Source organism: Azonexus sp. IMCC34839 (assembly GCF_047047955.1).
Taxonomy (GTDB): domain Bacteria; phylum Pseudomonadota; class Gammaproteobacteria; order Burkholderiales; family Rhodocyclaceae; genus Azonexus.
The window spans coordinates 1,750,859-1,771,654 of the sequence record NZ_CP150631.1 but is presented as its reverse complement, the minus strand read 5'-3'; the positions used below and the strand labels follow the sequence as shown (position 1 = coordinate 1,771,654).

Here is a 20,796-nt window from a genome sequence, read left to right as displayed (position 1 = left end):
ATGAGGTTTTATCTTGGAAGCCCCGTCCTTCAATCTGATCGAGAAGCAAGAGCACATCGAAATGGCTGCTCGCGCGTTGAAATCCATCGCGCATCCGCTACGCCTGAAAATCCTCTGCGTCTTGGGCGATCAGGAAGCTTGCGTGCAGGAGATCGTCGATGCGGTCGGCACGTCGCAGAGCAATATTTCCCAACATCTGGCCATCCTGCGCGAAAAGGGCGTTCTTGTCACGCGCAAGGATGCCAACCGCGTTTTCTACCGCGTCGGCGATCAGCGTACGCTGCAACTCGTCGGCATGATGCGCGAAGTCTTTTGCGGTGTGGAGGCCTGACCCATGCCGATGGAGTTTCTGAACCAGAACATCCTGCTCATTTCCATCGTTATCGTCAGCGGCCTCGGCCTGATCTGGCCGATGTTTACCCGTGGGGCAGGCAATAGCGTCAATCCGGGCGAGGCCACTCTGTTGATCAACCGCGAGGATGCGCAGGTGATCGACGTGCGCGAGGCCGATGAATTTGCCGCCGGGCACTTGCCGGAGGCGAAGAATCTGCCCCTGAGCAAGCTGGCCGATCGTGCCGGCGAGATCGAGAAACTGAAGGACAAGGCGGTGATCGTCTGCTGCGCTTCGGGCATGCGTTCGAACAAGGCCTGCGGCGAATTGAAGAAGCTGGGCTTTGCCAAGCTGTACAACCTCGCTGGCGGCGTTGATGCCTGGGTGGGGGCGGGCTATCCGATCAAGAAGGGAACCCGCAACAAATGAGCGCCCACGTTCTGATGTATACGACGGCAGTCTGCCCGTACTGCATTCGTGCCAAGCAATTGCTGTCGGCGCGTGGTGTGACGCAGATCGAGGAAGTTCGTGTCGATCTCGATCCGGATCGCCGCGATGAAATGATGCAGAAAACTCAGCGGCGTACCGTACCGCAGATCTTTATCGGCGACACCCATGTCGGCGGTTGCGACGATCTGTATGCCCTCGATGCTGCCGGCGGCCTGAAGCCTCTGCTCGAAGGCGCCTGAACCCTACAACCTACTGAAAGAAACTCATGGAAAACAACGAACAGCAGCCCATCTTCGGCATTGAAAAACTCTACGTGAAGGACCTCTCGGTCGAAGTGCCGAACGCCCCGGAAATCTTCCTGGAGCAGGATGCGCCGCAAGTCGAAATTCAGCTGAACACGAGCGGCCGTGGTGTCGGCGAAGGCGTCGTCGAAGTCGTGCTGACCGTTACCGTTACCGCCCGTGTCGGCGAAAAGACCGTATTCCTGGTAGAAGTCGGCCAGGCAGGCATCTTCCGGATGATGAACATTCCGGAAGATCAGATGGAAGGCCTGGTCGCCGTGGCCTGCCCCAACATTCTTTTCCCGTATGCCCGTGAAGCCGTTTCCGATGCCGTCGTGCGCGCCGGTTTCCAGCCCATCGTGCTGCAGCCGGTCAATTTCGAGCAGATGTACCTGCAGCGCCTGCAGCAGGAACAGGGCGGCCCCACCGAAGTTCCCATCCAGTAAGGAATCGCCATGTGGCGTCGTGCCTTGATTGCTGTTGCCATGGGTGGCTGCGCGCTGAGTGCGCAGGCCATCGATTACCGTTCGGTCGCCGTGCCGGCGGCCATCCTGTTCGATGCGCCGTCGCAGGCCGGCAAGAAGCTCTATCTGATCAAAGCACAGACGCCGGTCGAGGTGGTGGTTCGCCTCGAAGGCTGGATCAAGGTGCGCGACGCCGAGGGCTCGCTGGCCTGGATCGAGGCGCGCAATCTCACTGAAAAACGCACATTGGTCGTGACCGCGCCGAAGGCAGAAATCCGCCAGGCGGACAAGCCGGAAGCGGCGGTCGTCGCCGAACTGGAAAAGTGGGTGGCGGTCGATTTTGTCGAGCCCGCTTCGCCCGGTTGGGCCAAGGTACGCCATCGCGACGGAGCCACCGGCTACATCCGCAGCACGCAAGTCTGGGGTCTATGAACATTACCTTGCTAGGAGCCGGCGCCTGGGGAACCGCGCTGGCCATTGCCTTTGCCGGCAGACATGCCGTCACCCTGTGGTCGCGCGAGGAAGATGTCGCCGCCGATCTGCTGGCGACGCGCGAGAATCACCGTTTCTTTCCAGGCTATCGACTGCCCGAGTCGGTCGCGGTCAGCACCGATTTCGCCGAAGCGGTCGCTGATGCCGAGTTGCTGGTCGTGGCGACGCCGATCGCCGGCCTGCGCCCGACCGTCGAGCGCCTGAAGCAAACCGGCAAGCGCGCGCCCATCCTGTGGGTGTGCAAAGGTTTCGAAGCCGGCAGCGGCAAGTTGCCGCATCAGGTGGTTGCCGAAGTGCTGGGGGAGGATGCTGTTTGTGGCGCCTTGTCCGGCCCCAGCTTCGCCGAGGAAGTGGCTGGCGGTCAGCCGACCGCCGTTTCGCTGGCAGCCAATGATCGGGTCTTCGCGCGTGAAGCCGCGCGTCAATTGCACACCAACCGCTTGCGCATCTACGCCAACGACGATCTGGTCGGGGTTGAGGTCGGCGGTGCGGTGAAGAATGTCCTGGCGATTGCCACCGGCGTCTGCGACGGTCTCGGCCTCGGCCTGAACTCGCGGGCGGCGCTGATGACGCGCGGGCTGGCCGAAATCGCCCGCCTGGGCATCGCGCTGGGTGCCAAGCGCGAGACTTTCCTCGGGCTGGCTGGCATGGGCGACCTGATTTTGACTTGTACCGGCGACCTGTCGCGCAACCGGCGCGTCGGTCTCGGTCTGGCGCAGAACAAATCGTTGCAGCAAATCCTCGACGAACTCGGTCATGTGGCCGAAGGCGTTTATACGGCGCGCGAAGTCGATGCGCTGGCCAGCAAGCTGGCTGTGGATATGCCGATTAGCGCAGCGGTTGCGGCGGTGCTCGATGGCCGCCTGAATGCCGGTGAAGCCGTCGAACGCCTGATGGCGCGCGATCCGAAGGAAGAATTGGCCTGATCCGGCGCGGCGGCGTCTTCCGCCGCTCGCGAGTTTGACCGAGGTGTCGCTTAAGTCACCGCTGCTGCGGTGCACTGGCCTTTTCGGCCTAATTTGCTCCCGGAAAACCGACCTGCCGCCAGGCTTCGAACACCGTCACGGCGGCGGCATTGGACAGGTTCAGGCTGCGCTGACCGGGCAGCATGGGCAGGCGCAGCCATTGTTCCGGCGGGAATTCGGCGCGGACTTCTGCCGGCAGGCCGGCGGTCTCGCAGCCGAAGACAAAGACGTCGTTTTCCTGAAAACTCACCTGATAGGGGCTGAGTGTGCCCTTGGTTGTCATGGCGAACATGCGTCGTCCGGCCATCGCCGCCTTGCACGCTGCCCAGTCGGCATGGCGGACGAGGCGGGCGTATTCGTGATAATCCAGCCCGGCACGGCGCAATTGCTTGTCGCTCAGATCGAATCCGAGCGGCTCGACCAGATGCAGTTCCGCCCCGGTATTGGCGCACATGCGGATGATGTTGCCGGTATTCGGCGGAATTTCGGGCTGGTAGAGGACGACGGCGAACACGATTTTCAAGGCGGCTGAGACAAGGCCGCAATTATCCTAGAAACCGTGGCGCAAGGCGCGGGCAATCACGGCAACTCCGACGCTTGTTGCCCCATGTAGTTTGAGCACGCGCGCGCATTCACTGGCCGTGGCGCCCGTGGTCAGTACGTCGTCGACAAGCAGGATGCGTTGGCCGGTGAAGTCGCTCAAACACTCGAAGGCGTTGCGTACGTTGGCATGGCGTTTTTTCAGCGGCAGGTCGGCCTGAGCGCCGGTCGGCCGGGTGCGACGCAGACTGCTGCGGTGCACGGGCAATTTGAGGCAATTTCCAAGATGACGGGCGATTTCGCCGGATTGATTGAAGCCGCGTTCGCGCAGCCGTTCAGGATGCAAAGGCAAGGGCACGATCAGGTCGTAGGCTCCGCTCGGAATCATTGGCGCGATGGTCTGTGCCGCCCAAGGCGCGACGGCCAGGCTGTGCCCGTATTTCAAGGCCTGGACGATGCGGTCGACCGGGAAATCGTAGACGTACGGCGCAAAGGTGGCGGCGAAATGCGGTGGTTCGTGCAGGCAGGCGCCGCAACGTTCGCCGTGCGTGGTCGGTTGGGCGCATTGTGGGCAGCATGCTGCTGGCAGGTGGGGCAGGTCGCCTGCGCAGGCTGGGCAGAGCAACGGTCCGCCGCTGTCGTCCCCGCAGAGCAGGCAGGAGGCTGGCAGCGAGGCATTCAGGCTGTCTTGCGACAGGGTTTTCAGCCAATGCGCCAGCGGGGAGGGTAAAATTGACATCCCGCAGGTCGTCCTAGATAATCCATAATTACGCCGAATTTCCATGTTTGTGAATTCGGCTTTGTTTTTAAAAGCTTTTATTGATGCAAGGGGTCCCCATGCAAGCCAGCAATCTCGCCGCCGTTCCGACCAACGTCTCTCCCGTGCCTGCCAAGCGCTGGACTGTCGAGGAGGTGCTGGCGCTCTACGAGATGCCGCTGATGGACCTGATCTGGCGCGCCCAGGGCGTGCATCGCGAACATTTCGATCCGAACGCCATTCAACGCTCGACGCTGCTCTCGGTCAAGACCGGCGGCTGCTCCGAAGATTGCAGCTATTGCTCGCAATCGGCCCGTTACGATACCGATCTCGAGCGCGAACGCCTGATGCCGATCGACGAAGTCGTCGCTGCCGCCAAGGTTGCCAAGGAGAAGGGGGCTTCCCGCTTCTGCATGGGCGCTGCCTGGCGTGGCCCGAAGGATAACGACCTGGACAAGGTGCTGGAGATGGTGCGCGAGGTCAAGGCGCTCGGCATGCAGACCTGCGTCACGCTCGGCATGCTCAAGGATGGCCAGGCAGAAAAGCTGAAAGAAGCCGGTCTCGACTACTACAACCACAACCTCGATACCGACAAGGAATTCTACGGTCAGGTGATCAAGACCCACACGCACGACGACCGCCTCGATACGCTTGATCAGGTACGCGATGCGGGTATCAATGTCTGCTCGGGCGGCATCATCGGCATGGGCGAATCGCGCAAGAACCGCGCCGCGCTGATCGTTCAGCTGGCCAATTTGCCGAAACCGCCGGAATCCGTGCCGATCAACAACCTCGTGCCGATCCCGGGTACGCCGATGGCCGCCAACGACCGCCTCGATCCGTTCGAGTTCGTGCGCACCATCGCCGCTGCCCGCATCGCCATGCCGACCTCTTGGGTTCGCCTGTCGGCCGGTCGCACCGAGATGTCCGACGAACTGCAGACCCTGTGCTTCCTGGCCGGCGCCAACTCGATGTTCTACGGCGACCGACTGCTGACCACCGGTAATCCGGATGTCGATCGCGACGACAAGCTTTTCGCCCGCCTCGGCGTCAAGGCCGTTTGAGCGCTCAGGACAATCTGAACGGATTCGTTGACCGGCAGCACGTCGGTCGGCGCTTTTCCCGCGCCGCGGCGCAATACGGCGAGGGCGATTTCTTCGCTCGCGAGGTCGATCGTCGCATGCAGGAGCGGCTCGATTACGTGCGTATGGAGCCGAAGCGCATCCTCGATCTCGGCTGCAGCCGTGGCGCGAGTCTGCCCGGTTTGGCAGCGCGTTTTCCCAGTGCCGAACTGATCGGCGTCGATCTCTCGCTCGACATGCTGCGCGCCGGGCGTGCGCCGCGCGCCGGCTGGCAACGCTGGCTGGGCCTCGGCAAGTCCGATGCGCAATACCTGGCGGGCGATGCGGCGAATTTGCCGCTCAAAGCGCAGTGCACCGCAGTCGTCTGGTCCAACCTGCTGCTGCATTGGCTGGATAACCCGCTGCCGGCGCTGGCCGAGGCGCATCGCGTGCTTGAGGTCGGCGGACTGCTGATGTTCTCCACGCTGGGGCCGGATACGCTGAAGGAGTTGCGCGCCGCCTTTGCCGACGGCTATGCCCACACGCAACGCTTCATCGACATGCACGATCTGGGCGACATGCTGGTCGAAACTGGCTTTGCCGATCCGGTGATGGACATGGAAGTGATCACCCTGACCTATGACGATTTCGACGCCATGCTGCACGAACTGCGCGCGGCTGGCTCGTCCTGCGCGATGAAGGCGCGTCGTCATGGGCTGACCGGAAAACGCAGCTGGGAAAGCGCACGCGCGGCCTATGAGACGATGCGCCGCGATGGCAAGCTGCCGGCCACCTTCGAAGTGGTCTATGGGCACGCCTGGAAGGCGGCGCCGAAGCAGACGGCCGATGGTCGCGCCATCATTCGCTTCGATCTGCCGCGCAAGAAATAATCAGTCCGGACGTTTCGGGAAGAATTTGAGCGGTTTGCCGGCCTGCACGGTCGGTACCGGTATGGCCTTGCGCCGCCGCTCACGCACGCGCCAGCCGAGCAGAAGCGCGACCGCCACCGAGTAAGCCAGCGGCCACAGCAGCGCCGTTGCCTTGACCAGCCAGAAATAATGCACGCAGGCCAGGATGGCGATCAGGTAAACGTTGCGATGCAGCTCCTGCCAGCGTCGTCCGCCGAGCCTGCGAATGGCCCATTGGTTCGAGGTGGCGGCCAGCGGGATGAGCAGTACGAAGGCGGCAAAGCCGACGGTGACGAAGGGGCGCTTGAGGATGTCGCGGGCGATGTCGTCGATTTCGAACAGGTGGTCAAAGCCGATAAACGACAGGAAATGCAGCGCTGCGTAGAAGAAGGTGAAGAGCCCGAGCATGCGGCGCAGGCGCAGCAGCCAGTGCCATTCGGTGAGGCCGCGCAGGGGCGAGACGCAGAGGGTGAGCAGCAGCAGGTTGAAGGTCCAGCTGCCGGTCCAGCGTTGGACGAACTCGACCGGGTTGGGACCGAAGTCGTCGGTCCACGCGGCCCACAAGAGGCGGATGAAGGGCAGCAGGCAGAGGGTAGAGACGGTCAGCTTGATGCCGGCCAGTTGGCGGGGTGTCGGATTGAAACTCATGGTCAGAAATTCTTGCGCAAATCCATACCGGCATAAAGCCCGGCGACCTGCTCAGCGTAGCCGTTGAAAGGCAGCGTCTTGCGCTTGAAGAATTCGCCGAGTCGGCGTTCGTGGCTCTGGCTCCAGCGCTTGTGGGGAACGTCGGGATTCACGTTGGAATAGAAGCCGTATTCGTCGGGCGCGGCCTTGGTCCAGACCGTTTCCGGTTGTTTCTCGACAAAGCGGATGCGGACGATGGATTTTGCCCCCTTGAAGCCGTATTTCCATGGCACGACAAGGCGGATCGGCGCGCCGTTCTGCTTCGGCATCACTTCGCCGTACATGCCGATGGCGAGCAGGGTTAGCGGGTGTTTGGCCTCATCCAGACGGATCGCCTCGACATAGGGCCAGTCGAGGAAGGGCACGCGAACGTAGGGCATCTGTTCGGGGTCGGCCAGGCTCCAGAACTCGACGAATTTGGCGTTGCCTGTGATGTCGATGCGCTTGAGCAATTCAGCGAAGGGAATGCCGATCCAGGGCACGACGGCGCTCCAGCCTTCAACGCAGCGCAGGCGATAAATGCGCTCTTCAAGTGGCGCCCACTTGAGCACGTCCTCGATGGCGAAGGTCTTTGCTGCCTTGACCTCGCCGTCGACGGTAATGGTCCACGGCCGCGTCCGCAGGCGATGTGCATGCTTGGCCGGGCTATCCTTGTCGGGGCCGAATTCGTAGAAATTGCCGTAGCCCGTAACCGACTCGTAGGGTGTGAGCTTTTCGTCGATGGAAAACGGGCTGGGTCGAACGTCGACGAGTTTTTCGCCGCGGCTGCTCGCTGCCAGAGTCAAATCGGTGGCTGCTGCGGTGCACAGGCCAAAAGAGGCAAAAACCAATTGTCGGCGGCGCCGGAAAGTTTCTTCCGGCGTGATTTCCGATGGTAAGGGCGTTGGGAAGAAAGGTGTCTTCATGGCTGAGAATCGATGCGAACTGTAGTGTCGGAACGGTACTCAGCCATTTGGTTCCCGGTGAGTCAGGCGGAGAGGGTGGCGCGCAACTCCTGGATGTCAGCCTCGGCCTCGGCAACAAATTCGGCGTAGCGCTCGCGATCGGCTTCGCGGGCGGCCAATTGCTCGGGGGTGACGTCGCTGGGTAGCCAGTCCTGATCGCCGCCGGCGAGCAGGTTGGCGAAGTAGAGCACGTCGCGAATGCTGCATGGCGTGCCGACGTCCGACAGGTGATCATGCTCGCTGATGGCCTTCGCTATTTCTTCGGGCAGGCCGAGCAGGTGCAGCAGGCCTTCGCCAATACTCTCGTGCCAGCCGCGTAGCAGTTCAAACAAGGCGGCTTCATCGGCGCGATATTCGGGGAATTCGGCTGCTCGGAAAAGCAGGTAGAAAACGCCGATGTCGTGCACCAGTCCGGCCAGCATGGCCTCGTCCGGATTGACACGGCCCAGGCGACGAGCCAGGACGCGGGCAATGGCGGCGACTTCGAGCGAATGCTCCCAGGCCTTGTGGCCGATATGCTCGAAGGCGAGGTGGCGCGATTTCAGCATCTGGTCCATGGCAACGGCCAGCGAAGTCGTGCGCACGACCTCGAAACCGAGGCGGCCAATGGCCGTACCCAGATCGGTGATCGGCCAGCCGGAGGGGTTGTACACCACCGAGTTGGCGATGCGTAGCAGCTTGCTCGAAATCAGCGGTTCGACACCCACTACCTGCACGACCTTGGCCAGATCGGCCAAGGGGTCGCGCAGCGTGTTGCGGATCAATACCGCAGCGTCGAGACAGGTCGGAAAGTTGACGTCGCCCGAGAGGTCGCGGGCGATCTGGTCGAGGATCTTGAAATGGATATGGTTGTTGTCTGCCGTCATGTCATCCCGAAATGTAACGTTCCAGTTCCGAAATCAGGAACTGTTGCGAACTGATCGTTTCCTTGACCAGGTCACCGATGGAAATCATGCTGAGTACGTTGCCGGTTTCGTCGAGTACCGGCAGGTGGCGGAAGTGCTTTTCGGTCATCAGCGCCATACATTCGTCGAGCGTCGTGCTGGGCGTGACGTAGGCGACGCGGTCGCTCATGATGTCGCGGACCAGGGTTTCCTTGGAGCTTTTGCCCTGCAGGATGATCTTGCGGGCATAGTCTCGTTCGGAAAAAATGCCAACCAGTTGTTCCCCGTCGAGTACCAGCAAGGCACCGACGTCGTGTTTCGCCATCACGTTGAGGGCATGAAAAACGGTATCGCCCGGTGCAACAACGGCCAGCGGGCGCTGTTTTTCAGCCAGCATCTGCTTCAGTGTTTTCATGGCTTGTCTCCTCGTTCTGTTGGGAAAAACTGCCCGTCCAGTCTATTCCGTGGGCCAGGAGATGCCAAGTGGGCAAAAAACAAAAAGGCAGCCGAAGCTGCCTTTTCTGTTGAATGCTGAGGCTTATTAACGCAGGCCGGCAGCGTATTCGGCGACGGCTTTGATCTCGACGTCGGACAGCTTGGCGGCGATCATGCGCATCATCTTTTCCGGGTCGTTGGCGCGCTCTTCGGTGCGGAACGCCTTCAACTGGGCTTCGGTGTATTCCGGGAACTGGCCAGCCAGACGCGGATACTGGGCCGGCAGACCGGCACCGGCCGGACCGTGGCAGCCGGCGCAGGCCGGGATGCCCTTCTTGAAATCGCCTTGACGCCACAGTTTCTGACCGAGAGCGATCTTGGTTTCGTCCTTGGCAGCAGCACCCTTCAGCTTCTGGCTGCCGAACCAGGCGGCAACGTTCTTCATGTCTTCGTCGGACAACGGAGCGGCCATGCCACCCATGATCGGGTTATTACGGGCTGCCGGCTTGCCATCGACTGCCTTGAAGTTCTTCAACTGCTTGTAGAGATATTCCGGAACTTGGCCAGCCAGATGCGGGTTGGCAGAAGCCGGGCTGTTGCCATCGGCGCCGTGACAGGCGACACAAACGGTTTCAGCGATGACCTTGCCCTTGGCCGGATCGGCCTTGGCGTGAGCTTCTTCGGAAGCGTGGGAAACGAAACTGGTGGCGAACAGGATTGCCAGTGCCGCGGTACGGATCATTTTTCGAACTCCTAATGCGCGTCTAGAGGCGCTTTGGCCGGAACGGAAGTTACAAACCTGTTATTCTATATCAGTTCCCCTGTTACTAGGCGGGTCTTCCGAGTTTTTTATGCCTCTGTTCCAACAGGCGGTCTTTCATACGACCGTCGCCCATCTGCGCGACCTGCCGCGCGATTCGGTCCGCGAAGTTGCCTTCGCCGGTCGTTCAAATGCGGGTAAATCGTCTGCAATCAATACCTTGGCCGGACGTGTCCGCCTCGCCTTCGTCAGTAAGACGCCGGGCCGGACGCAGCACCTGAACTATTTCACGCTGGCCGAGGGCAAGTACTTCGTTGACCTGCCGGGCTACGGCTTTGCCAAGGCGCCGGAGGAGATCCGGTCGCAATGGGAAGGCCTGATCGGTCCCTACCTGAGCAAGCGCGACCAGTTGGTCGGCCTGGTAGTCATCATGGATTCGCGTCGCCCGTTCACTGAGCTAGATCGACGCCTGATCGACTGGTTCCGCCCGACGGGCCGGCCGATCCACATCCTGCTGTCTAAGGCCGACAAGCTGAGCCGCCAGGAACAAGCCAAGATTTTGCGCGAAGTGAAGACGGAAATCGCCTCCTGGGGCGAGGGGCCGTACTCCACTCAGCTGTTTTCCAGTCTGAAGAAGACCGGTATCGAGGAGGCCGAGGCGGTGCTTGCCGTCTGGCTGGATATGGAAAAACCGGTCAAGGAAAACAAAGGGCCCCCGGATAAGGGGGGTCCGGGGGCCAAAATGCCTCAACAGGGTCAAGGCACCCGCTCAGGGAGGTGAAGCGGGAGATAGCGCGTGCCATCTGCGCGTTCTGACGCTGGTCAAAGTGAAAAGTTCCAAAACAGACCAAAATTTTTGAGATTTTTTTCGAGGTAGAAGCATGACTGTAAGTGGCGCCTTTCCCGGAACCCGCATGCGCCGTATGCGGCGCGACGATTTCTCCCGCCGCCTGATGCGCGAATCGGTGCTGACGGCCAACGATTTCATCTATCCGGTGTTCGTTCTTGAAGGCAGTGGAAAGGTCGAGGCCGTGAAATCGATGCCGGGCGTCGAGCGCCAGTCGCTGGACGTGTTACTGAAGACGGCCGAGCGTGCGGTCAAGCTGGGTATTCCGGCCTTGGCGCTGTTCCCGGTGATCGATGCGCCGCTGAAGTCGCTCGGTGCCGAGGAGGCCTACAACCCTGAGGGCCTGGTGCCGCGCGTGGTGCAGGCCTTGAAACGTGAATTCCCTGAACTGGGTGTCATCACCGATGTGGCACTCGATCCCTACACCAGCCACGGCCAGGACGGGCTGATCGACGACACGGGTTATGTGCTCAATGATGAGACGCTCGCCGTGCTGATCAAGCAGGCCCTCTGCCACGCGCAAGCAGGCGCTGACGTGGTGGCGCCGTCCGACATGATGGACGGCCGTATCGGCTGCATCCGTCAGGCGTTGGAGGGGGCGGGGCAGATCTATACCCGCATCCTGGCTTATTCGGCCAAGTACGCGTCCAGCTTCTATGGTCCGTTCCGCGATGCGGTCGGCTCGGCCGGCAACCTCGGCAAGGGCAACAAATACACCTACCAGATGGATCCGGCCAACAGTGACGAAGCGCTGCGCGAAGTGGCGCTCGATCTGGAAGAAGGCGCCGACATGGTCATGGTCAAACCGGGCATGCCGTATCTGGACATCGTGCGTCGCGTGAAGGACGAGTTCGGTGTGCCGACCTACGCCTATCAGGTGAGCGGTGAGTACGCCATGCTCAAGGCTGCCGCTCAGAACGGCTGGCTGAACGAGGAAGCCGTGGTGCTGGAAAGCCTGCTCGCCTTCAAGCGGGCCGGGGCCGATGGCATCCTGACCTATTTCGCGCTCGATGCGGCGGAGTACCTGAAGCGCTGATTTCGGCGTTCAGAAAGCAAAAGGCGGCTTGCGAGCCGCCTTTTTGTTTGGCCGGCAATCCCTCAGGCGCCAGGTGCGCCGGATTGCGACAGGCAGGCAAAGTAGAGCATCGGCCACTGTTGCGGCCACTGCGCCAGTGGTTCGCGGCTGAAGCCGCTACGGGCGTATTGCTCCCAGCGGCCGACGACATAGCAGCGCAGCAGGTTGGCCAGCGCACCGAAATCGGCGTCCGGCTTGAGGTTTTCCTGCGTTGCAGCAATGCGCAGCGCCTGCTTCAAGGCGGCCTCGATCTTGTCGAGCAGAGCGTTGATACGTGCCTGCAAGCGCTCGTTTTCATTGACCAGGGCATCGCCGATCAGCACGCGGGTCATGCCGCGGTTCTTCTGGGCGAAGCGCAGCAACAGGCCGAGAATCAATTCGACCTGCTTGAAGCCTTGGCTTTCCTCGGAAGTGATCTGGTTGATGACGCCGAACAGGCTCTGCTCGATGAATTCGATCAGCCCCTCGAACATCTGGGCTTTGCTGGCGAAGTGGCGGTAGAGCGCAGCTTCGGAACAGTCCAGCTTGGCGGCGAGCGCCGCCGTAGTGATCTTTTCGCCCTTCGGCGTTTCCAGCATTTCGGCCAGGGTCTGCAGAATTTGCAGACGCCGTTCGCCCGGTTTCGTAGCCATCAGGGACCCCCTCCCTATTTTGGTTTTTGCCCAAAAACTACAGTGCACCGCAGCGTTGCGGTATTTGTACGGCAGATTTTACCTTGACGTCGACATAAGGTGGGCGCCGTGAGCTAGTGCTCACCCAGACGGTCTTCATGCCCAGTTTTTTGGCGCTACGCAGGTTGGGCAGACTGTCTTCGACCATGATGCAGCGGCGTGGATCGAGTCGCTCCGCCTGCAGCAAGGCGCGGAATCCGGCCAGCATCGGTTTGGGCTGGAAGCGGACATTCTCGACGGCGTAGATGGCATTGAAGTAACGGCCCAGGCCGGTCAGGCTCAGGACGGCTTCGGTGTAGTGGCGCGGCGCATTGGAGAAAATGATCTTCCGCCCAGGGAGGCGCTTGAGCGCGTGCAAAAGCGGTTTTTCGAAGACCAGTTGGCGCGCCAGGTCGGGGAACTGATGGGTGGCCAGCAGAAAATGTCGAGGGTCGATGTCGTGATGGCGAATCAGGCCGAGCAGGGTGGCACCGTAGCGTTCCCAGTAGTCCTGGCGAATGCGCGTGGCCTCGTCAGCGTCGACGCCCAGGTGGCGCTCGATGTATTCGCGCATCGCCCGGTTGATGTGTGGAAAGATGTGCGGCGTGGCGTTGTGCAGTGTGTTGTCGAGGTCGAACAACCAGGTGCGGTTGGTGGATTGGCGCATGGGCCTTGGTAGATTTCAGGCGATAAAAAAGCCCGCCGAAGCGGGCTGTCGGTGTTAGCGCGACTTGATCATGGTACCGACGCCGTGGTCGGTCAGGATTTCGAGTAGCAGCGCATGTTCGACGCGGCCGTCGATGATGTGCACGCCCTTGACCCCGTTGCGCGCCGCATCGAGGGCCGAGCCAATCTTCGGCAACATGCCGCCGGACAGCGTGCCATCTTCGACCATTTCGTCGATTTCCTTGGGCGTGATGCCGGTCAGCAGGTTGCCGGCCTTGTCCAGTACGCCCGGGGTGTTGGTCAGCAGCACCAGCTTTTCGGCCTTGAGCACTTCCGCGATCTTGCCGGCGACCACGTCGGCGTTGATGTTGTAGGTTTCGCCGTTCGCACCCACACCGATCGGTGCGATGACCGGAATGAAGGCGCCGGTGTCGAGCAGGGCAATCAGCGACGGGTCGATCGAGGTGATGTCGCCGACTTGGCCGACGTCGATCAGGTCGCCCGGATTGTCCTTGTTTTCCAGCATCAGCTTCTTGGCGCGGATGAAATTGCCATCCTTGCCGGTCAGGCCGACGGCCTTGCCGCCATGCTGGTTGATCAGATTGACGATTTCCTTATTCACTTGGCCGCCGAGCACCATCTCGACCACTTCCATGGTCTCGGCATCCGTCACGCGCATGCCCTGGATGAATTCGCCCTTCTTGCCGACGCGGGTCAGCAGGTTTTCGATCTGCGGGCCGCCACCGTGTACGACGACGATGTTGAAGCCGACCAGCTTGAGCAGGACGACGTCGCGCGCAAAGCACTGCTTCAGGTGATCGTCGGTCATAGCGTTGCCGCCGTATTTGACGACGATGGTCTTGCCGTGGAAACGCTTGATATAGGGCAGGGCTTCGGCCAGAACGGCGGCCTTGATGCCGGGGGCGAGGTTTTCGAGGCTCATGGCGGGCTCCAATGGAAATCGCCGCGGATTGTACAAAGAAAAAGGCCGGAACGGGGTCCGGCCTTTGTGAGATTGGCTAGCGATTAGTCGATGGTCAGCCGTTTGGTCGGACTGGCGGCGCGTTTCGGCAGGGTGAGTTCGAGTACCCCTTCGTTGAATTTGGCACTCGCCTTGGCATCGTCGATTTCCTGTTCCAGTTGGAAAGAGCGGGAAACCTTGCCGAAATAGCGCTCGGAACGCAGGAGGCGCTCACCTTCCTTGATTTCTTTTTCCTGCTTGATTTCGCCACTGATCGAAACGGTATTGCCTTCGACCACGACGTGGATGTCTTCCTTTTTGACGCCCGGCAGTTCGGCGTGAACCAGGTAACTGTCCGCTTGCTCCTTGACGTCCATCTTGATCGATGGCGTTTGGGCCGGAGGGTTGTTGAACTCAACCGGACGAACGAAGAAGCCGCGGAACAGGTCGTCGAAAGGATCGATGCGAGTGATGTTTGCCATGATGGGTCTCCTCAACGGGTTGAATGTTGTAAGACCAATATAGGGCGGCTGCCGCCAGTTTCAAGCGTTACGTCGACAGGATGGGCAGCAGCCGGATCGCATCGCGGTTGGACCACGAAAAGCAGCGTTCTGCGGCCTCTTGCCAAGGCAGCCAGCACCAGTTGAGGTGTTCAGCCGGCGCAATCCTGATTTCGGGCTTGTTTGGCAGACGAAGCCCGAAAACGTGTTCAACGTTACGCGTAACGCCGGACGCGTAACGGTGTCGCCATTCTGGGAAGATGTCGTAGGTGTTGCGGATGGACCAGTCACTCAACTCGCCGGTGCGGATGCCGGTTTCTTCGGCTAACTCCCGCCAAGCCGTGGCCACGAGCGTCTCCTCGCCTTCGCGGCTACCGGTGACCGATTGCCAATAGCCGGGATGGCTGGCTCGTTCCAGTAACAACACGTCCAAGTCGGCGGTGTGGATGACGACCAGAACGGAAACCGGCTGCTTGGGCGGCCTCATAGATCAGGGAAACGCGCAATACCGCGGGCAGGCGTGTCGAGCAGAATCCACAGCGGCTGCTTTGTTTCTCGTCTGCCCTCGACGGCGGCGAGCAATACCTCCAGCAGCGTGGAAAAATCATCCGGATTCAGCTGACGTAAGTGAGCGCAGCCCTCGATGAAAAGGACGTGCCCGGGAGCGGGCTTCCAGTCCGGATCGAGCAGGCAGTCCACTAGCGCATCGAAATTGGCACCGTACCAATCTGGAAACTCAAAAGCCGTCCCGAGTTTCTCCAGTGCGTCTTGAAAGTCCTGCGCTTGGCCAAGCACTGCCGACAGTATGACGCAGTGCGCAGACTCAGCTTGCTGCCTGAGTGTTGCCGCGTGTCCGGCGGGTAAGTAGAAAACGCCGGCCTGTTCAATGTCCATTAATCGCAGTTTGCTCATTCGCGGATTCTCCGGAAAGTCCGGTAGTGGTCGTCGGTGTAATAGAACTCACCGCCCTCTCCGGCGACGATGCGGCGCGGGCCCCGGTCGTTGCGCCACGGAGACTTGACCGTGTATTCGCGGTAATAGCCACGGAAGCGTTGCGGCAGCCGTTTCTCAAAATTGCCGAAGACAATCCCGTCTCTGGTGTAGGGATAGGGACCGCCCGCCTTGATTAGCGCCAGGGTTTGCCGAGCTTCAGCGGGTAAATCCGCCTTGGCCACCCAGTCTGGCGAAGCTTCTGCCGATAACGGTGACGCCTGAAAAGAAAAAGCGCTTCCGATCGCCATCCAGCAGACGATCAGGAAGCGCAGCCAGTGGCGCATGGCGCTTAGTTTTCAGGCGTAGCTGCGACCTCGACCTGGGTTTCCACCTTCTGACGCAGGCGGATGTGCAGTTCGCGCAGCTGCTTCTCGTCGACGCCGGACGGCGCATCGGTCAGCAGACACTGAGCGCGCTGGGTCTTCGGGAAGGCAATAACGTCGCGGATCGACTCGGCACCGGTCATCATGGTGACGATACGATCGAGACCGAAGGCCAGGCCGCCGTGCGGCGGTGCGCCGTACTTGAGGGCATCGAGCAGGAAGCCGAACTTGGCCTGTTGCTCTTCAGGGCCGATGTTGAGCGCCGCAAAAACCTTTTCCTGAACGTCGGCGCGGTGGATACGGACGGAGCCGCCGCCCAGTTCCCAGCCGTTCAGCGCCAAGTCGTAGGCCTTAGCCAGGCACTTGCCTGGATCGGTGGCCAGGAATTCGAGATGCTCGTCCTTCGGGCTGGTGAAAGGGTGGTGGCAGGCGGTCCAGCGCTTGGATTCGTCGTCGTACTCGAACATCGGGAAGTCGATGACCCACAGCGGTGCCCACTTGGCGCCAGTGACGAAGCCTTTTTCGTGGCCGATCTTGATGCGCAACGCACCGAGGGCATCGCTGACGATCTTGGCCTTGTCGGCACCGAAGAAGATCAGATCGCCGGATTGCGCGCCGGTACGTTCGAGCACGGTACGCAACGAGGCCTCCGAAAGGTTCTTGACGATCGGCGACTGCAGGCCGGTTTCATTGGCCTGGGTGACGTCATTGACCTTGATGTAGGCCAGGCCCTTGGCGCCGTAGATGCCGACGAACTTGGTGTACTCGTCAATTTCACCGCGGGTCAGTGAGGCGCCGCCCGGAATGCGCATGGCAGCGATGCGGCCGCCTTCGCTGTTGGCGACATTGGCAAAGACCTTGAAAGCGACGTCCTTGAAGGCGTCGGCGACATCGACCAGCTCCAGGGTGACGCGCAGGTCCGGCTTGTCGGAGCCGAAACGACGCATCGCTTCGGCGTAAGTCATGCGCGGGAATTCCGGCAGTTCGACGTCGATGGCCTCCTTGAAGACGCGGCGGATCAATTTTTCCATCAGCGCGGTGATTTCGTCCTCGCTCATGAACGAAGTCTCGATATCGACCTGGGTAAATTCCGGCTGACGATCGGCGCGCAGGTCTTCGTCACGGAAGCACTTGGTGATCTGATAGTAGCGGTCAAAGCCGGCCACCATCAACAGCTGTTTAAACAGTTGCGGCGACTGCGGCAGGGCGAAGAACTGGCCCGGATGGACGCGCGACGGAACCAGGTAGTCACGGGCACCTTCCGGCGTGGATTTGGTCAGCATCGGCGTTTCGACGTCGATGAAGCCGTTGTCGTCCAGGAAGCGACGGAAGGCGCGGGCCGTCTTGTAGCGCAGCATCAGGTTGTTCTGCATCTGCGGGCGGCGCAGGTCGATGACGCGATGGGTCAGGCGAACGTTTTCCGAAAGGTTTTCTTCGTCCAGTTGGAACGGGGGGGTGACGGCCGGGTTCAGTACTTCGATTTCGTGGCACAGCACCTCGATTTCCCCGGAAGCGAGATTAGCGTTGGTCGTGCCGGCCGGACGCGGACGGACCTTGCCGGTGATTTTCAGACAGAACTCGTTGCGGACGGATTCGGCGATCTTGAAGGCATCGGCACGGTCAGGGTCACAAACGACCTGAGCCAGGCCTTCCCGGTCACGCAAATCGATGAAGATGACACCGCCGTGATCACGGCGACGATGGGCCCAGCCGCACAGGGTGACGATCTGCCCGTCGAGGGCGGCATTGAGTTGTCCGCAGTAATGGGTACGCATGAAACTTTCCGTTGGGGAATTTAGGTGTTGGTAATAACGCGATGGTTGGGTGGTGGAGCGACCACACCCATGGAGATGATGTACTTGAGCGCCTCGTCGACCGTCATGTCAAGTTCGACGACATCATTGGCCGGCATCATCAGAAAAAAACCCGAAGTCGGGTTGGGCGTCGTCGGGACGTAAACGCTCACATAATCACCGCTCAGGTGATTGACGATGTCCCCGCCTGGCTGGCCGGTGAGGAAGGCGATGGTCCAGCTGTCACGATGCGGGTAACGTACCAGCAGCGCTTGGCGGAAGGCATTACCGTTCGGCGAAAACAGCGTATCGGAAACCTGCTTGACGCTGTTGTAGACCGAATTGACGACCGGAATGCGGGCAAGAAATTTCTCCCACCAGCCGACCAGCTTCTGGCCAATAAAATTGGCGGCAAGAAGGCCGGTCAGCAGGATCATCGCCAACGTCAGCACGGCGCCGGCGCCGGGGATGGCAAAACCGAACAAATTCTGCGGATGAATGGCTTCCGGCAGAAGGCGCAAGGACTGGTCCAGGGTGCTGACGATAAGCGACAGCACCCAGCCGGTAATGACCAGCGGGACCCAGATCAGCAGGCCGGTAATGAAGTAGCGCTTGATTAATTGGCCACGCACGACGAGCAGCTACCTTCACCAGTTTGACAAGGCGGAGGAGCGCTCGGCTTGCTGCCACCCTTGAAATCGGTGGCGTACCAGCCGCTACCCTTCAATTGGAAGCCTGCGGCAGACAAAAGCTTGCCATAGGTCTCCTTGCCACATTCGGGGCAGGTCGTCAGTTGCGGATCGCTCATCTTTTGCAGATGTTCTTTCTGGAATCCGCAGGCGTCGCAGCGATATTCGTAAATCGGCATGGGGTCCTCCAAAACCTTGAATTATAACCAGGTGTGCCGATCAGGTATATCGTGGCGCTTGGCCGAAATTCAATAGATCAGCCCGAGGTAGCTCGCCGTAAGCGTTTTGCCCCAGAAAAGCGCGATGACTCCGGCAACCGCCAGGTAGGGGCCGAACGGAATCGGCACGTTGCGGCCGTGCTTGGCCAGAACGATCAACGCGATGCCAACCACCGCACCGACAACCGATGAGAGCAGGATAATAGCCGGAAGCATTTGCCAGCCCAGCCAAGCCCCCAAGGCAGCGAGGAGTTTGAAATCTCCGTAACCCATGCCTTCCTTGCCGGTGGCCAGCTTGAATAGCCAGAATACAGACCACAGCGACAAATACCCAGCCATTGCCCCAATGACCGCGGAGGGTAGGTCGGTGAAAGTGCCGAACAGATTGAAGAGCAACCCGAGCCAAAGTAGGGGAAGGGTTATCGAGTCCGGTAGCAGTTGAGTATCGATGTCGATCCCTGTCAGCGCGATCAATGCCCATATCAAGAGTAATGCTCCAAGGCAGGCTGGCGTTGGACCAAAATACCACGCTACGAATGCCGACAGCAGGCCAGTACACGTTTCGATGATCGGATAACGCAAGGAAATGGCTTGGCCGCAGCCGGAACATTTACCCTGGAGGATCAGGAAGTAACTGAAGAGGGGGATGTTTTCATGGGCACGAATTTGGTGTCCGCAATGAGGGCAGCGTGAGCCCGGTCGAGCTAATGTTAGCGGCTCAGCGGGGGGCGGGGGTGAAAGCTCCCCCCTTAGCTCGGCGCACTGATTAGCCCATTCAGCCTCCATCATTTTAGGTAAGCGATGGATAACAACATTGAGAAAGCTGCCGATACACAGCCCTAGCAGGCCTGAAGCTATTGTCAGGCCTATGACATTGTTAATCAGCATTTAAACGACTGAGCCAAGCTTGAAGATAGGTAGATACATCGCCACGACCATGCCACCGATCAATGTGCCAAGAATAACCATAATCATCGGTTCCATAAGGCTGGACAGTGCCTCTACTGAGTCGTCGACCTCTTGCTCAAAAAAGTCCGCAACCTTAGATAGCATTGAGTCTAGGGCGCCAGACTCTTCTCCAATAGCAACCATTTGTATGACCATGTTTGCGAAAAGGTTAGTGTTTTGCATGCTTATTGTTAGGCTTGTGCCAGTGGACACCTCACTCTGTATTTGCTTGGTTGCAGCTTTATAAACGATATTGCCCGCTGCTCCACCGACCGAGTCAAGCGACTCGACAAGTGGCACACCCGCTGCAAACATTGTTGCCAAAGTTCTTGTCCATCGTGCAATAACGGCTTTCCTAATTATTTCTCCGAACACAGGCAGTCTGAGAAGAAGGCGATCCATAATCATTTGCATTTTTTCCGAACGGCGCCAAGCTTCAAAGAATGCAAAAATACCTCCTCCTATAGCTCCAAAAATTGCCCACCAATAAGCAACAAAGAAGTCAGATATGGCAATGACCAAAAGCGTTGGTGCTGGCAAATCTGCACCAAAACTCTTAAATACGTCTTTGAAAGCTGGGATTACAAATATCATAATAACTGCGGTGATAATAAATGCTACAACAATTACCGCAATAGGGTAGAAGAGCGCCGATTTGATTTTACCTTTGATGGCAAGTATTTTTTCCTTGTAAGTGGCTAATCGGTCTAACAACGAATCGAGAATACCCGCTTGTTCGCCAGCGCCGACAAGGTTGCAAAAAAGATTGTCGAAATAGAGCGGATATTTTCGAAAGGCTTGAGAAAGAGAGCTACCCGTTTCGACATCAGCTTTTATATCTAATAGTAATTTTCCAACGGCGGGATTATTATGTCCTCTGCCAACAATGTCGAAAGCCTGTAATAAGGGGACGCCGGCTTTCATCATGGTGGCAAGTTGTCTTGTAAATAACGTAATATCCTTTTCTGTGACTTTTCCACCAGATTTAAACCGAATCTTTTTGATTTTTGTTTGGGTTATACCTTGCCGCCGAAGGTTGGTGTTAACCACTGCTTCCGACGGTGCCCGCATTTCACCGCGGACGGTTTTCCCTTCGCGGCTTCGACCTTCCCAAAGGAACGTGGATTCTTTTACGGTTAGCGTTCGACGATTATTAGTTGTGGCCATGCCGCTT

General features: G+C 59.6%; 29 protein-coding genes. 10 read left to right on the top strand and 19 right to left on the bottom strand.

Annotation, left to right across the window (positions count from 1 at the left end; genetic code table 11):
• The first annotated feature begins 61 nt into the window (after positions 1-61).
• Genes WIF35_RS08720 through WIF35_RS08695 form a run of 6 tightly spaced genes read left to right on the top strand, consistent with a single transcriptional unit; the run spans position 62 to position 2,944 of the window.
• Positions 62-331, top strand: a complete 270-nt coding sequence (locus WIF35_RS08720) for an ArsR/SmtB family transcription factor (RefSeq protein ID WP_412481232.1) — start codon at positions 62-64, stop codon at positions 329-331.
• Positions 332-334: 3 nt separating this feature from the next.
• Positions 335-760, top strand: coding sequence for a rhodanese-like domain-containing protein (locus WIF35_RS08715; RefSeq protein ID WP_412481168.1), 426 nt, complete (start codon positions 335-337; stop codon positions 758-760).
• Positions 757-1,020 carry a glutaredoxin 3 gene (gene grxC / locus WIF35_RS08710; RefSeq protein WP_412481167.1) on the top strand — a complete coding sequence of 88 codons (264 nt, stop codon included), beginning with the start codon at positions 757-759 and terminating at the stop codon, positions 1,018-1,020. The genes WIF35_RS08715 and grxC overlap by 4 nt, the downstream gene beginning before the upstream one ends.
• A gap of 26 nt (positions 1,021-1,046) precedes the next feature.
• Positions 1,047-1,508, top strand: a complete 462-nt coding sequence (gene secB, locus WIF35_RS08705; protein WP_412481166.1) for a protein-export chaperone SecB — start codon at positions 1,047-1,049, stop codon at positions 1,506-1,508.
• A gap of 9 nt (positions 1,509-1,517) precedes the next feature.
• Entirely contained in the window at positions 1,518-1,958 is a 441-nt protein-coding gene (locus WIF35_RS08700; protein ID WP_412481165.1) for an SH3 domain-containing protein, read from the top strand.
• Positions 1,955-2,944 carry an NAD(P)H-dependent glycerol-3-phosphate dehydrogenase gene (locus WIF35_RS08695; protein ID WP_412481164.1) on the top strand — a complete coding sequence of 330 codons (990 nt, stop codon included), beginning with the start codon at positions 1,955-1,957 and terminating at the stop codon, positions 2,942-2,944. The genes WIF35_RS08700 and WIF35_RS08695 overlap by 4 nt, the downstream gene beginning before the upstream one ends.
• Positions 2,945-3,032: 88 nt before the next feature.
• On the opposite strand, the gene trmL is transcribed toward WIF35_RS08695, so the two are convergent.
• Both trmL and WIF35_RS08685 read right to left on the bottom strand, forming a co-directional pair.
• Complete coding sequence (gene trmL, locus WIF35_RS08690) at positions 3,033-3,497, bottom strand: tRNA (uridine(34)/cytosine(34)/5-carboxymethylaminomethyluridine(34)-2'-O)-methyltransferase TrmL (protein WP_412481231.1); 465 nt, start codon at positions 3,495-3,497, stop codon at positions 3,033-3,035.
• Positions 3,498-3,533: 36 nt separating this feature from the next.
• A complete protein-coding gene (locus tag WIF35_RS08685; RefSeq protein ID WP_412481163.1) occupies positions 3,534-4,262 on the bottom strand; it encodes a ComF family protein in 729 nt (242 codons plus the stop codon).
• A gap of 98 nt (positions 4,263-4,360) precedes the next feature.
• On the opposite strand from WIF35_RS08685, the gene bioB reads away from it, so the two are divergent.
• The gene (bioB, locus tag WIF35_RS08680) at positions 4,361-5,344 is read left to right on the top strand and encodes a biotin synthase BioB (RefSeq protein WP_412481162.1); all 984 of its coding nucleotides are present in this window, start codon (positions 4,361-4,363) and stop codon (positions 5,342-5,344) included.
• A complete protein-coding gene (locus WIF35_RS08675; protein ID WP_412481161.1) occupies positions 5,341-6,231 on the top strand; it encodes a methyltransferase domain-containing protein in 891 nt (296 codons plus the stop codon). The genes bioB and WIF35_RS08675 overlap by 4 nt, the downstream gene beginning before the upstream one ends.
• Here WIF35_RS08675 and WIF35_RS08670 read toward each other — a convergent pair whose 3' ends face one another.
• The 5 genes from WIF35_RS08670 to WIF35_RS08650 form a co-directional block, all read right to left on the bottom strand.
• A complete protein-coding gene (locus WIF35_RS08670) occupies positions 6,232-6,897 on the bottom strand; it encodes a sulfite oxidase heme-binding subunit YedZ (RefSeq protein WP_412481160.1) in 666 nt (221 codons plus the stop codon).
• A 2-nt stretch (positions 6,898-6,899) separates the two neighbouring features.
• On the bottom strand, positions 6,900-7,841 hold the full coding sequence (msrP, locus tag WIF35_RS08665) for a protein-methionine-sulfoxide reductase catalytic subunit MsrP (protein ID WP_412481159.1): 942 nt from the start codon (positions 7,839-7,841) through the stop codon (positions 6,900-6,902).
• Between the two features lie 62 nt (positions 7,842-7,903).
• The gene (locus WIF35_RS08660; RefSeq protein ID WP_412481158.1) at positions 7,904-8,746 is read right to left on the bottom strand and encodes an HDOD domain-containing protein; all 843 of its coding nucleotides are present in this window, start codon (positions 8,744-8,746) and stop codon (positions 7,904-7,906) included.
• Between the two features lies 1 nt (position 8,747).
• On the bottom strand, positions 8,748-9,179 hold the full coding sequence (locus WIF35_RS08655; protein ID WP_412481157.1) for a CBS domain-containing protein: 432 nt from the start codon (positions 9,177-9,179) through the stop codon (positions 8,748-8,750).
• A gap of 126 nt (positions 9,180-9,305) precedes the next feature.
• A complete protein-coding gene (locus WIF35_RS08650) occupies positions 9,306-9,941 on the bottom strand; it encodes a c-type cytochrome (RefSeq protein ID WP_412481156.1) in 636 nt (211 codons plus the stop codon).
• Positions 9,942-10,050: 109 nt separating this feature from the next.
• On the opposite strand from WIF35_RS08650, the gene yihA reads away from it, so the two are divergent.
• Together yihA and hemB are read left to right on the top strand one after the other, a co-directional pair.
• Positions 10,051-10,740, top strand: a complete 690-nt coding sequence (gene yihA, locus WIF35_RS08645; protein ID WP_412481155.1) for a ribosome biogenesis GTP-binding protein YihA/YsxC — start codon at positions 10,051-10,053, stop codon at positions 10,738-10,740.
• 100 nt (positions 10,741-10,840) lie between these two features.
• Positions 10,841-11,842: a porphobilinogen synthase gene (gene hemB / locus WIF35_RS08640; RefSeq protein WP_412481154.1), complete on the top strand. Its 1,002-nt coding sequence runs from the start codon at positions 10,841-10,843 to the stop codon at positions 11,840-11,842.
• 62 nt (positions 11,843-11,904) lie between these two features.
• On the opposite strand, the gene slmA is transcribed toward hemB, so the two are convergent.
• From slmA to WIF35_RS08580, 12 genes are all read right to left on the bottom strand, one after another.
• Positions 11,905-12,513 carry a nucleoid occlusion factor SlmA gene (slmA, locus tag WIF35_RS08635; RefSeq protein ID WP_412481153.1) on the bottom strand — a complete coding sequence of 203 codons (609 nt, stop codon included), beginning with the start codon at positions 12,511-12,513 and terminating at the stop codon, positions 11,905-11,907.
• A 37-nt stretch (positions 12,514-12,550) separates the two neighbouring features.
• Positions 12,551-13,198 carry a pyrimidine 5'-nucleotidase gene (locus WIF35_RS08630; RefSeq protein WP_412481152.1) on the bottom strand — a complete coding sequence of 216 codons (648 nt, stop codon included), beginning with the start codon at positions 13,196-13,198 and terminating at the stop codon, positions 12,551-12,553.
• Positions 13,199-13,252: 54 nt separating this feature from the next.
• Positions 13,253-14,140, bottom strand: a complete 888-nt coding sequence (argB, locus tag WIF35_RS08625; RefSeq protein ID WP_412481151.1) for an acetylglutamate kinase — start codon at positions 14,138-14,140, stop codon at positions 13,253-13,255.
• An 83-nt stretch (positions 14,141-14,223) separates the two neighbouring features.
• Complete coding sequence (locus WIF35_RS08620; RefSeq protein WP_412481150.1) at positions 14,224-14,640, bottom strand: Hsp20/alpha crystallin family protein; 417 nt, start codon at positions 14,638-14,640, stop codon at positions 14,224-14,226.
• A 67-nt stretch (positions 14,641-14,707) separates the two neighbouring features.
• The gene (gene nudB / locus WIF35_RS08615) at positions 14,708-15,145 is read right to left on the bottom strand and encodes a dihydroneopterin triphosphate diphosphatase (protein ID WP_412481149.1); all 438 of its coding nucleotides are present in this window, start codon (positions 15,143-15,145) and stop codon (positions 14,708-14,710) included.
• Entirely contained in the window at positions 15,142-15,570 is a 429-nt protein-coding gene (locus tag WIF35_RS08610; protein ID WP_412481148.1) for a barstar family protein, read from the bottom strand. The genes nudB and WIF35_RS08610 overlap by 4 nt, the downstream gene beginning before the upstream one ends.
• The gene (locus WIF35_RS08605; RefSeq protein ID WP_412481147.1) at positions 15,567-15,935 is read right to left on the bottom strand and encodes a ribonuclease domain-containing protein; all 369 of its coding nucleotides are present in this window, start codon (positions 15,933-15,935) and stop codon (positions 15,567-15,569) included. The genes WIF35_RS08610 and WIF35_RS08605 overlap by 4 nt, the downstream gene beginning before the upstream one ends.
• Before the next feature lie 5 nt (positions 15,936-15,940).
• Positions 15,941-17,749 (bottom strand): aspartate--tRNA ligase, encoded by a 1,809-nt coding sequence (gene aspS, locus WIF35_RS08600; RefSeq protein WP_412481146.1) that lies wholly within the window; start codon positions 17,747-17,749, stop codon positions 15,941-15,943.
• A gap of 20 nt (positions 17,750-17,769) precedes the next feature.
• Positions 17,770-18,384 carry a DUF502 domain-containing protein gene (locus WIF35_RS08595; protein WP_412481230.1) on the bottom strand — a complete coding sequence of 205 codons (615 nt, stop codon included), beginning with the start codon at positions 18,382-18,384 and terminating at the stop codon, positions 17,770-17,772.
• The gene (locus WIF35_RS08590) at positions 18,384-18,635 is read right to left on the bottom strand and encodes an FmdB family zinc ribbon protein (RefSeq protein WP_412481145.1); all 252 of its coding nucleotides are present in this window, start codon (positions 18,633-18,635) and stop codon (positions 18,384-18,386) included. Before WIF35_RS08590 ends, WIF35_RS08595 begins: the two co-directional genes overlap by 1 nt.
• Positions 18,636-18,704: 69 nt before the next feature.
• Positions 18,705-19,562: a prepilin peptidase gene (locus tag WIF35_RS08585; RefSeq protein WP_412481144.1), complete on the bottom strand. Its 858-nt coding sequence runs from the start codon at positions 19,560-19,562 to the stop codon at positions 18,705-18,707.
• Entirely contained in the window at positions 19,563-20,789 is a 1,227-nt protein-coding gene (locus WIF35_RS08580) for a type II secretion system F family protein (protein ID WP_412481143.1), read from the bottom strand.
• Between the last annotated feature and the right edge of the window lie 7 nt (positions 20,790-20,796).

Coding starts and splice junctions, on each gene's coding strand:
- secB (WP_412481166.1), top strand. CDS start 1,047: ATGGAAAACAACGAACAGCAGCCCATCTTCGGCATTGAAAAACTCTAC.
- slmA (WP_412481153.1), bottom strand. CDS start 12,513: ATGGCTACGAAACCGGGCGAACGGCGTCTGCAAATTCTGCAGACCCTG.
- WIF35_RS08655 (WP_412481157.1), bottom strand. CDS start 9,179: ATGAAAACACTGAAGCAGATGCTGGCTGAAAAACAGCGCCCGCTGGCC.
- WIF35_RS08630 (WP_412481152.1), bottom strand. CDS start 13,198: ATGCGCCAATCCACCAACCGCACCTGGTTGTTCGACCTCGACAACACA.
- WIF35_RS08685 (WP_412481163.1), bottom strand. CDS start 4,262: ATGTCAATTTTACCCTCCCCGCTGGCGCATTGGCTGAAAACCCTGTCG.
- WIF35_RS08620 (WP_412481150.1), bottom strand. CDS start 14,640: ATGGCAAACATCACTCGCATCGATCCTTTCGACGACCTGTTCCGCGGC.
- WIF35_RS08700 (WP_412481165.1), top strand. CDS start 1,518: ATGTGGCGTCGTGCCTTGATTGCTGTTGCCATGGGTGGCTGCGCGCTG.
- WIF35_RS08590 (WP_412481145.1), bottom strand. CDS start 18,635: ATGCCGATTTACGAATATCGCTGCGACGCCTGCGGATTCCAGAAAGAA.
- aspS (WP_412481146.1), bottom strand. CDS start 17,749: ATGCGTACCCATTACTGCGGACAACTCAATGCCGCCCTCGACGGGCAG.
- WIF35_RS08605 (WP_412481147.1), bottom strand. CDS start 15,935: ATGCGCCACTGGCTGCGCTTCCTGATCGTCTGCTGGATGGCGATCGGA.
- hemB (WP_412481154.1), top strand. CDS start 10,841: ATGACTGTAAGTGGCGCCTTTCCCGGAACCCGCATGCGCCGTATGCGG.
- WIF35_RS08695 (WP_412481164.1), top strand. CDS start 1,955: ATGAACATTACCTTGCTAGGAGCCGGCGCCTGGGGAACCGCGCTGGCC.
- WIF35_RS08670 (WP_412481160.1), bottom strand. CDS start 6,897: ATGAGTTTCAATCCGACACCCCGCCAACTGGCCGGCATCAAGCTGACC.
- nudB (WP_412481149.1), bottom strand. CDS start 15,145: ATGAGGCCGCCCAAGCAGCCGGTTTCCGTTCTGGTCGTCATCCACACC.
- WIF35_RS08650 (WP_412481156.1), bottom strand. CDS start 9,941: ATGATCCGTACCGCGGCACTGGCAATCCTGTTCGCCACCAGTTTCGTT.
- WIF35_RS08715 (WP_412481168.1), top strand. CDS start 335: ATGCCGATGGAGTTTCTGAACCAGAACATCCTGCTCATTTCCATCGTT.
- argB (WP_412481151.1), bottom strand. CDS start 14,140: ATGAGCCTCGAAAACCTCGCCCCCGGCATCAAGGCCGCCGTTCTGGCC.
- msrP (WP_412481159.1), bottom strand. CDS start 7,841: ATGAAGACACCTTTCTTCCCAACGCCCTTACCATCGGAAATCACGCCG.
- WIF35_RS08610 (WP_412481148.1), bottom strand. CDS start 15,570: ATGAGCAAACTGCGATTAATGGACATTGAACAGGCCGGCGTTTTCTAC.
- grxC (WP_412481167.1), top strand. CDS start 757: ATGAGCGCCCACGTTCTGATGTATACGACGGCAGTCTGCCCGTACTGC.
- yihA (WP_412481155.1), top strand. CDS start 10,051: ATGCCTCTGTTCCAACAGGCGGTCTTTCATACGACCGTCGCCCATCTG.
- WIF35_RS08580 (WP_412481143.1), bottom strand. CDS start 20,789: ATGGCCACAACTAATAATCGTCGAACGCTAACCGTAAAAGAATCCACG.
- bioB (WP_412481162.1), top strand. CDS start 4,361: ATGCAAGCCAGCAATCTCGCCGCCGTTCCGACCAACGTCTCTCCCGTG.
- WIF35_RS08660 (WP_412481158.1), bottom strand. CDS start 8,746: ATGACGGCAGACAACAACCATATCCATTTCAAGATCCTCGACCAGATC.
- WIF35_RS08585 (WP_412481144.1), bottom strand. CDS start 19,562: ATGCTGATTAACAATGTCATAGGCCTGACAATAGCTTCAGGCCTGCTA.
- WIF35_RS08720 (WP_412481232.1), top strand. CDS start 62: ATGGCTGCTCGCGCGTTGAAATCCATCGCGCATCCGCTACGCCTGAAA.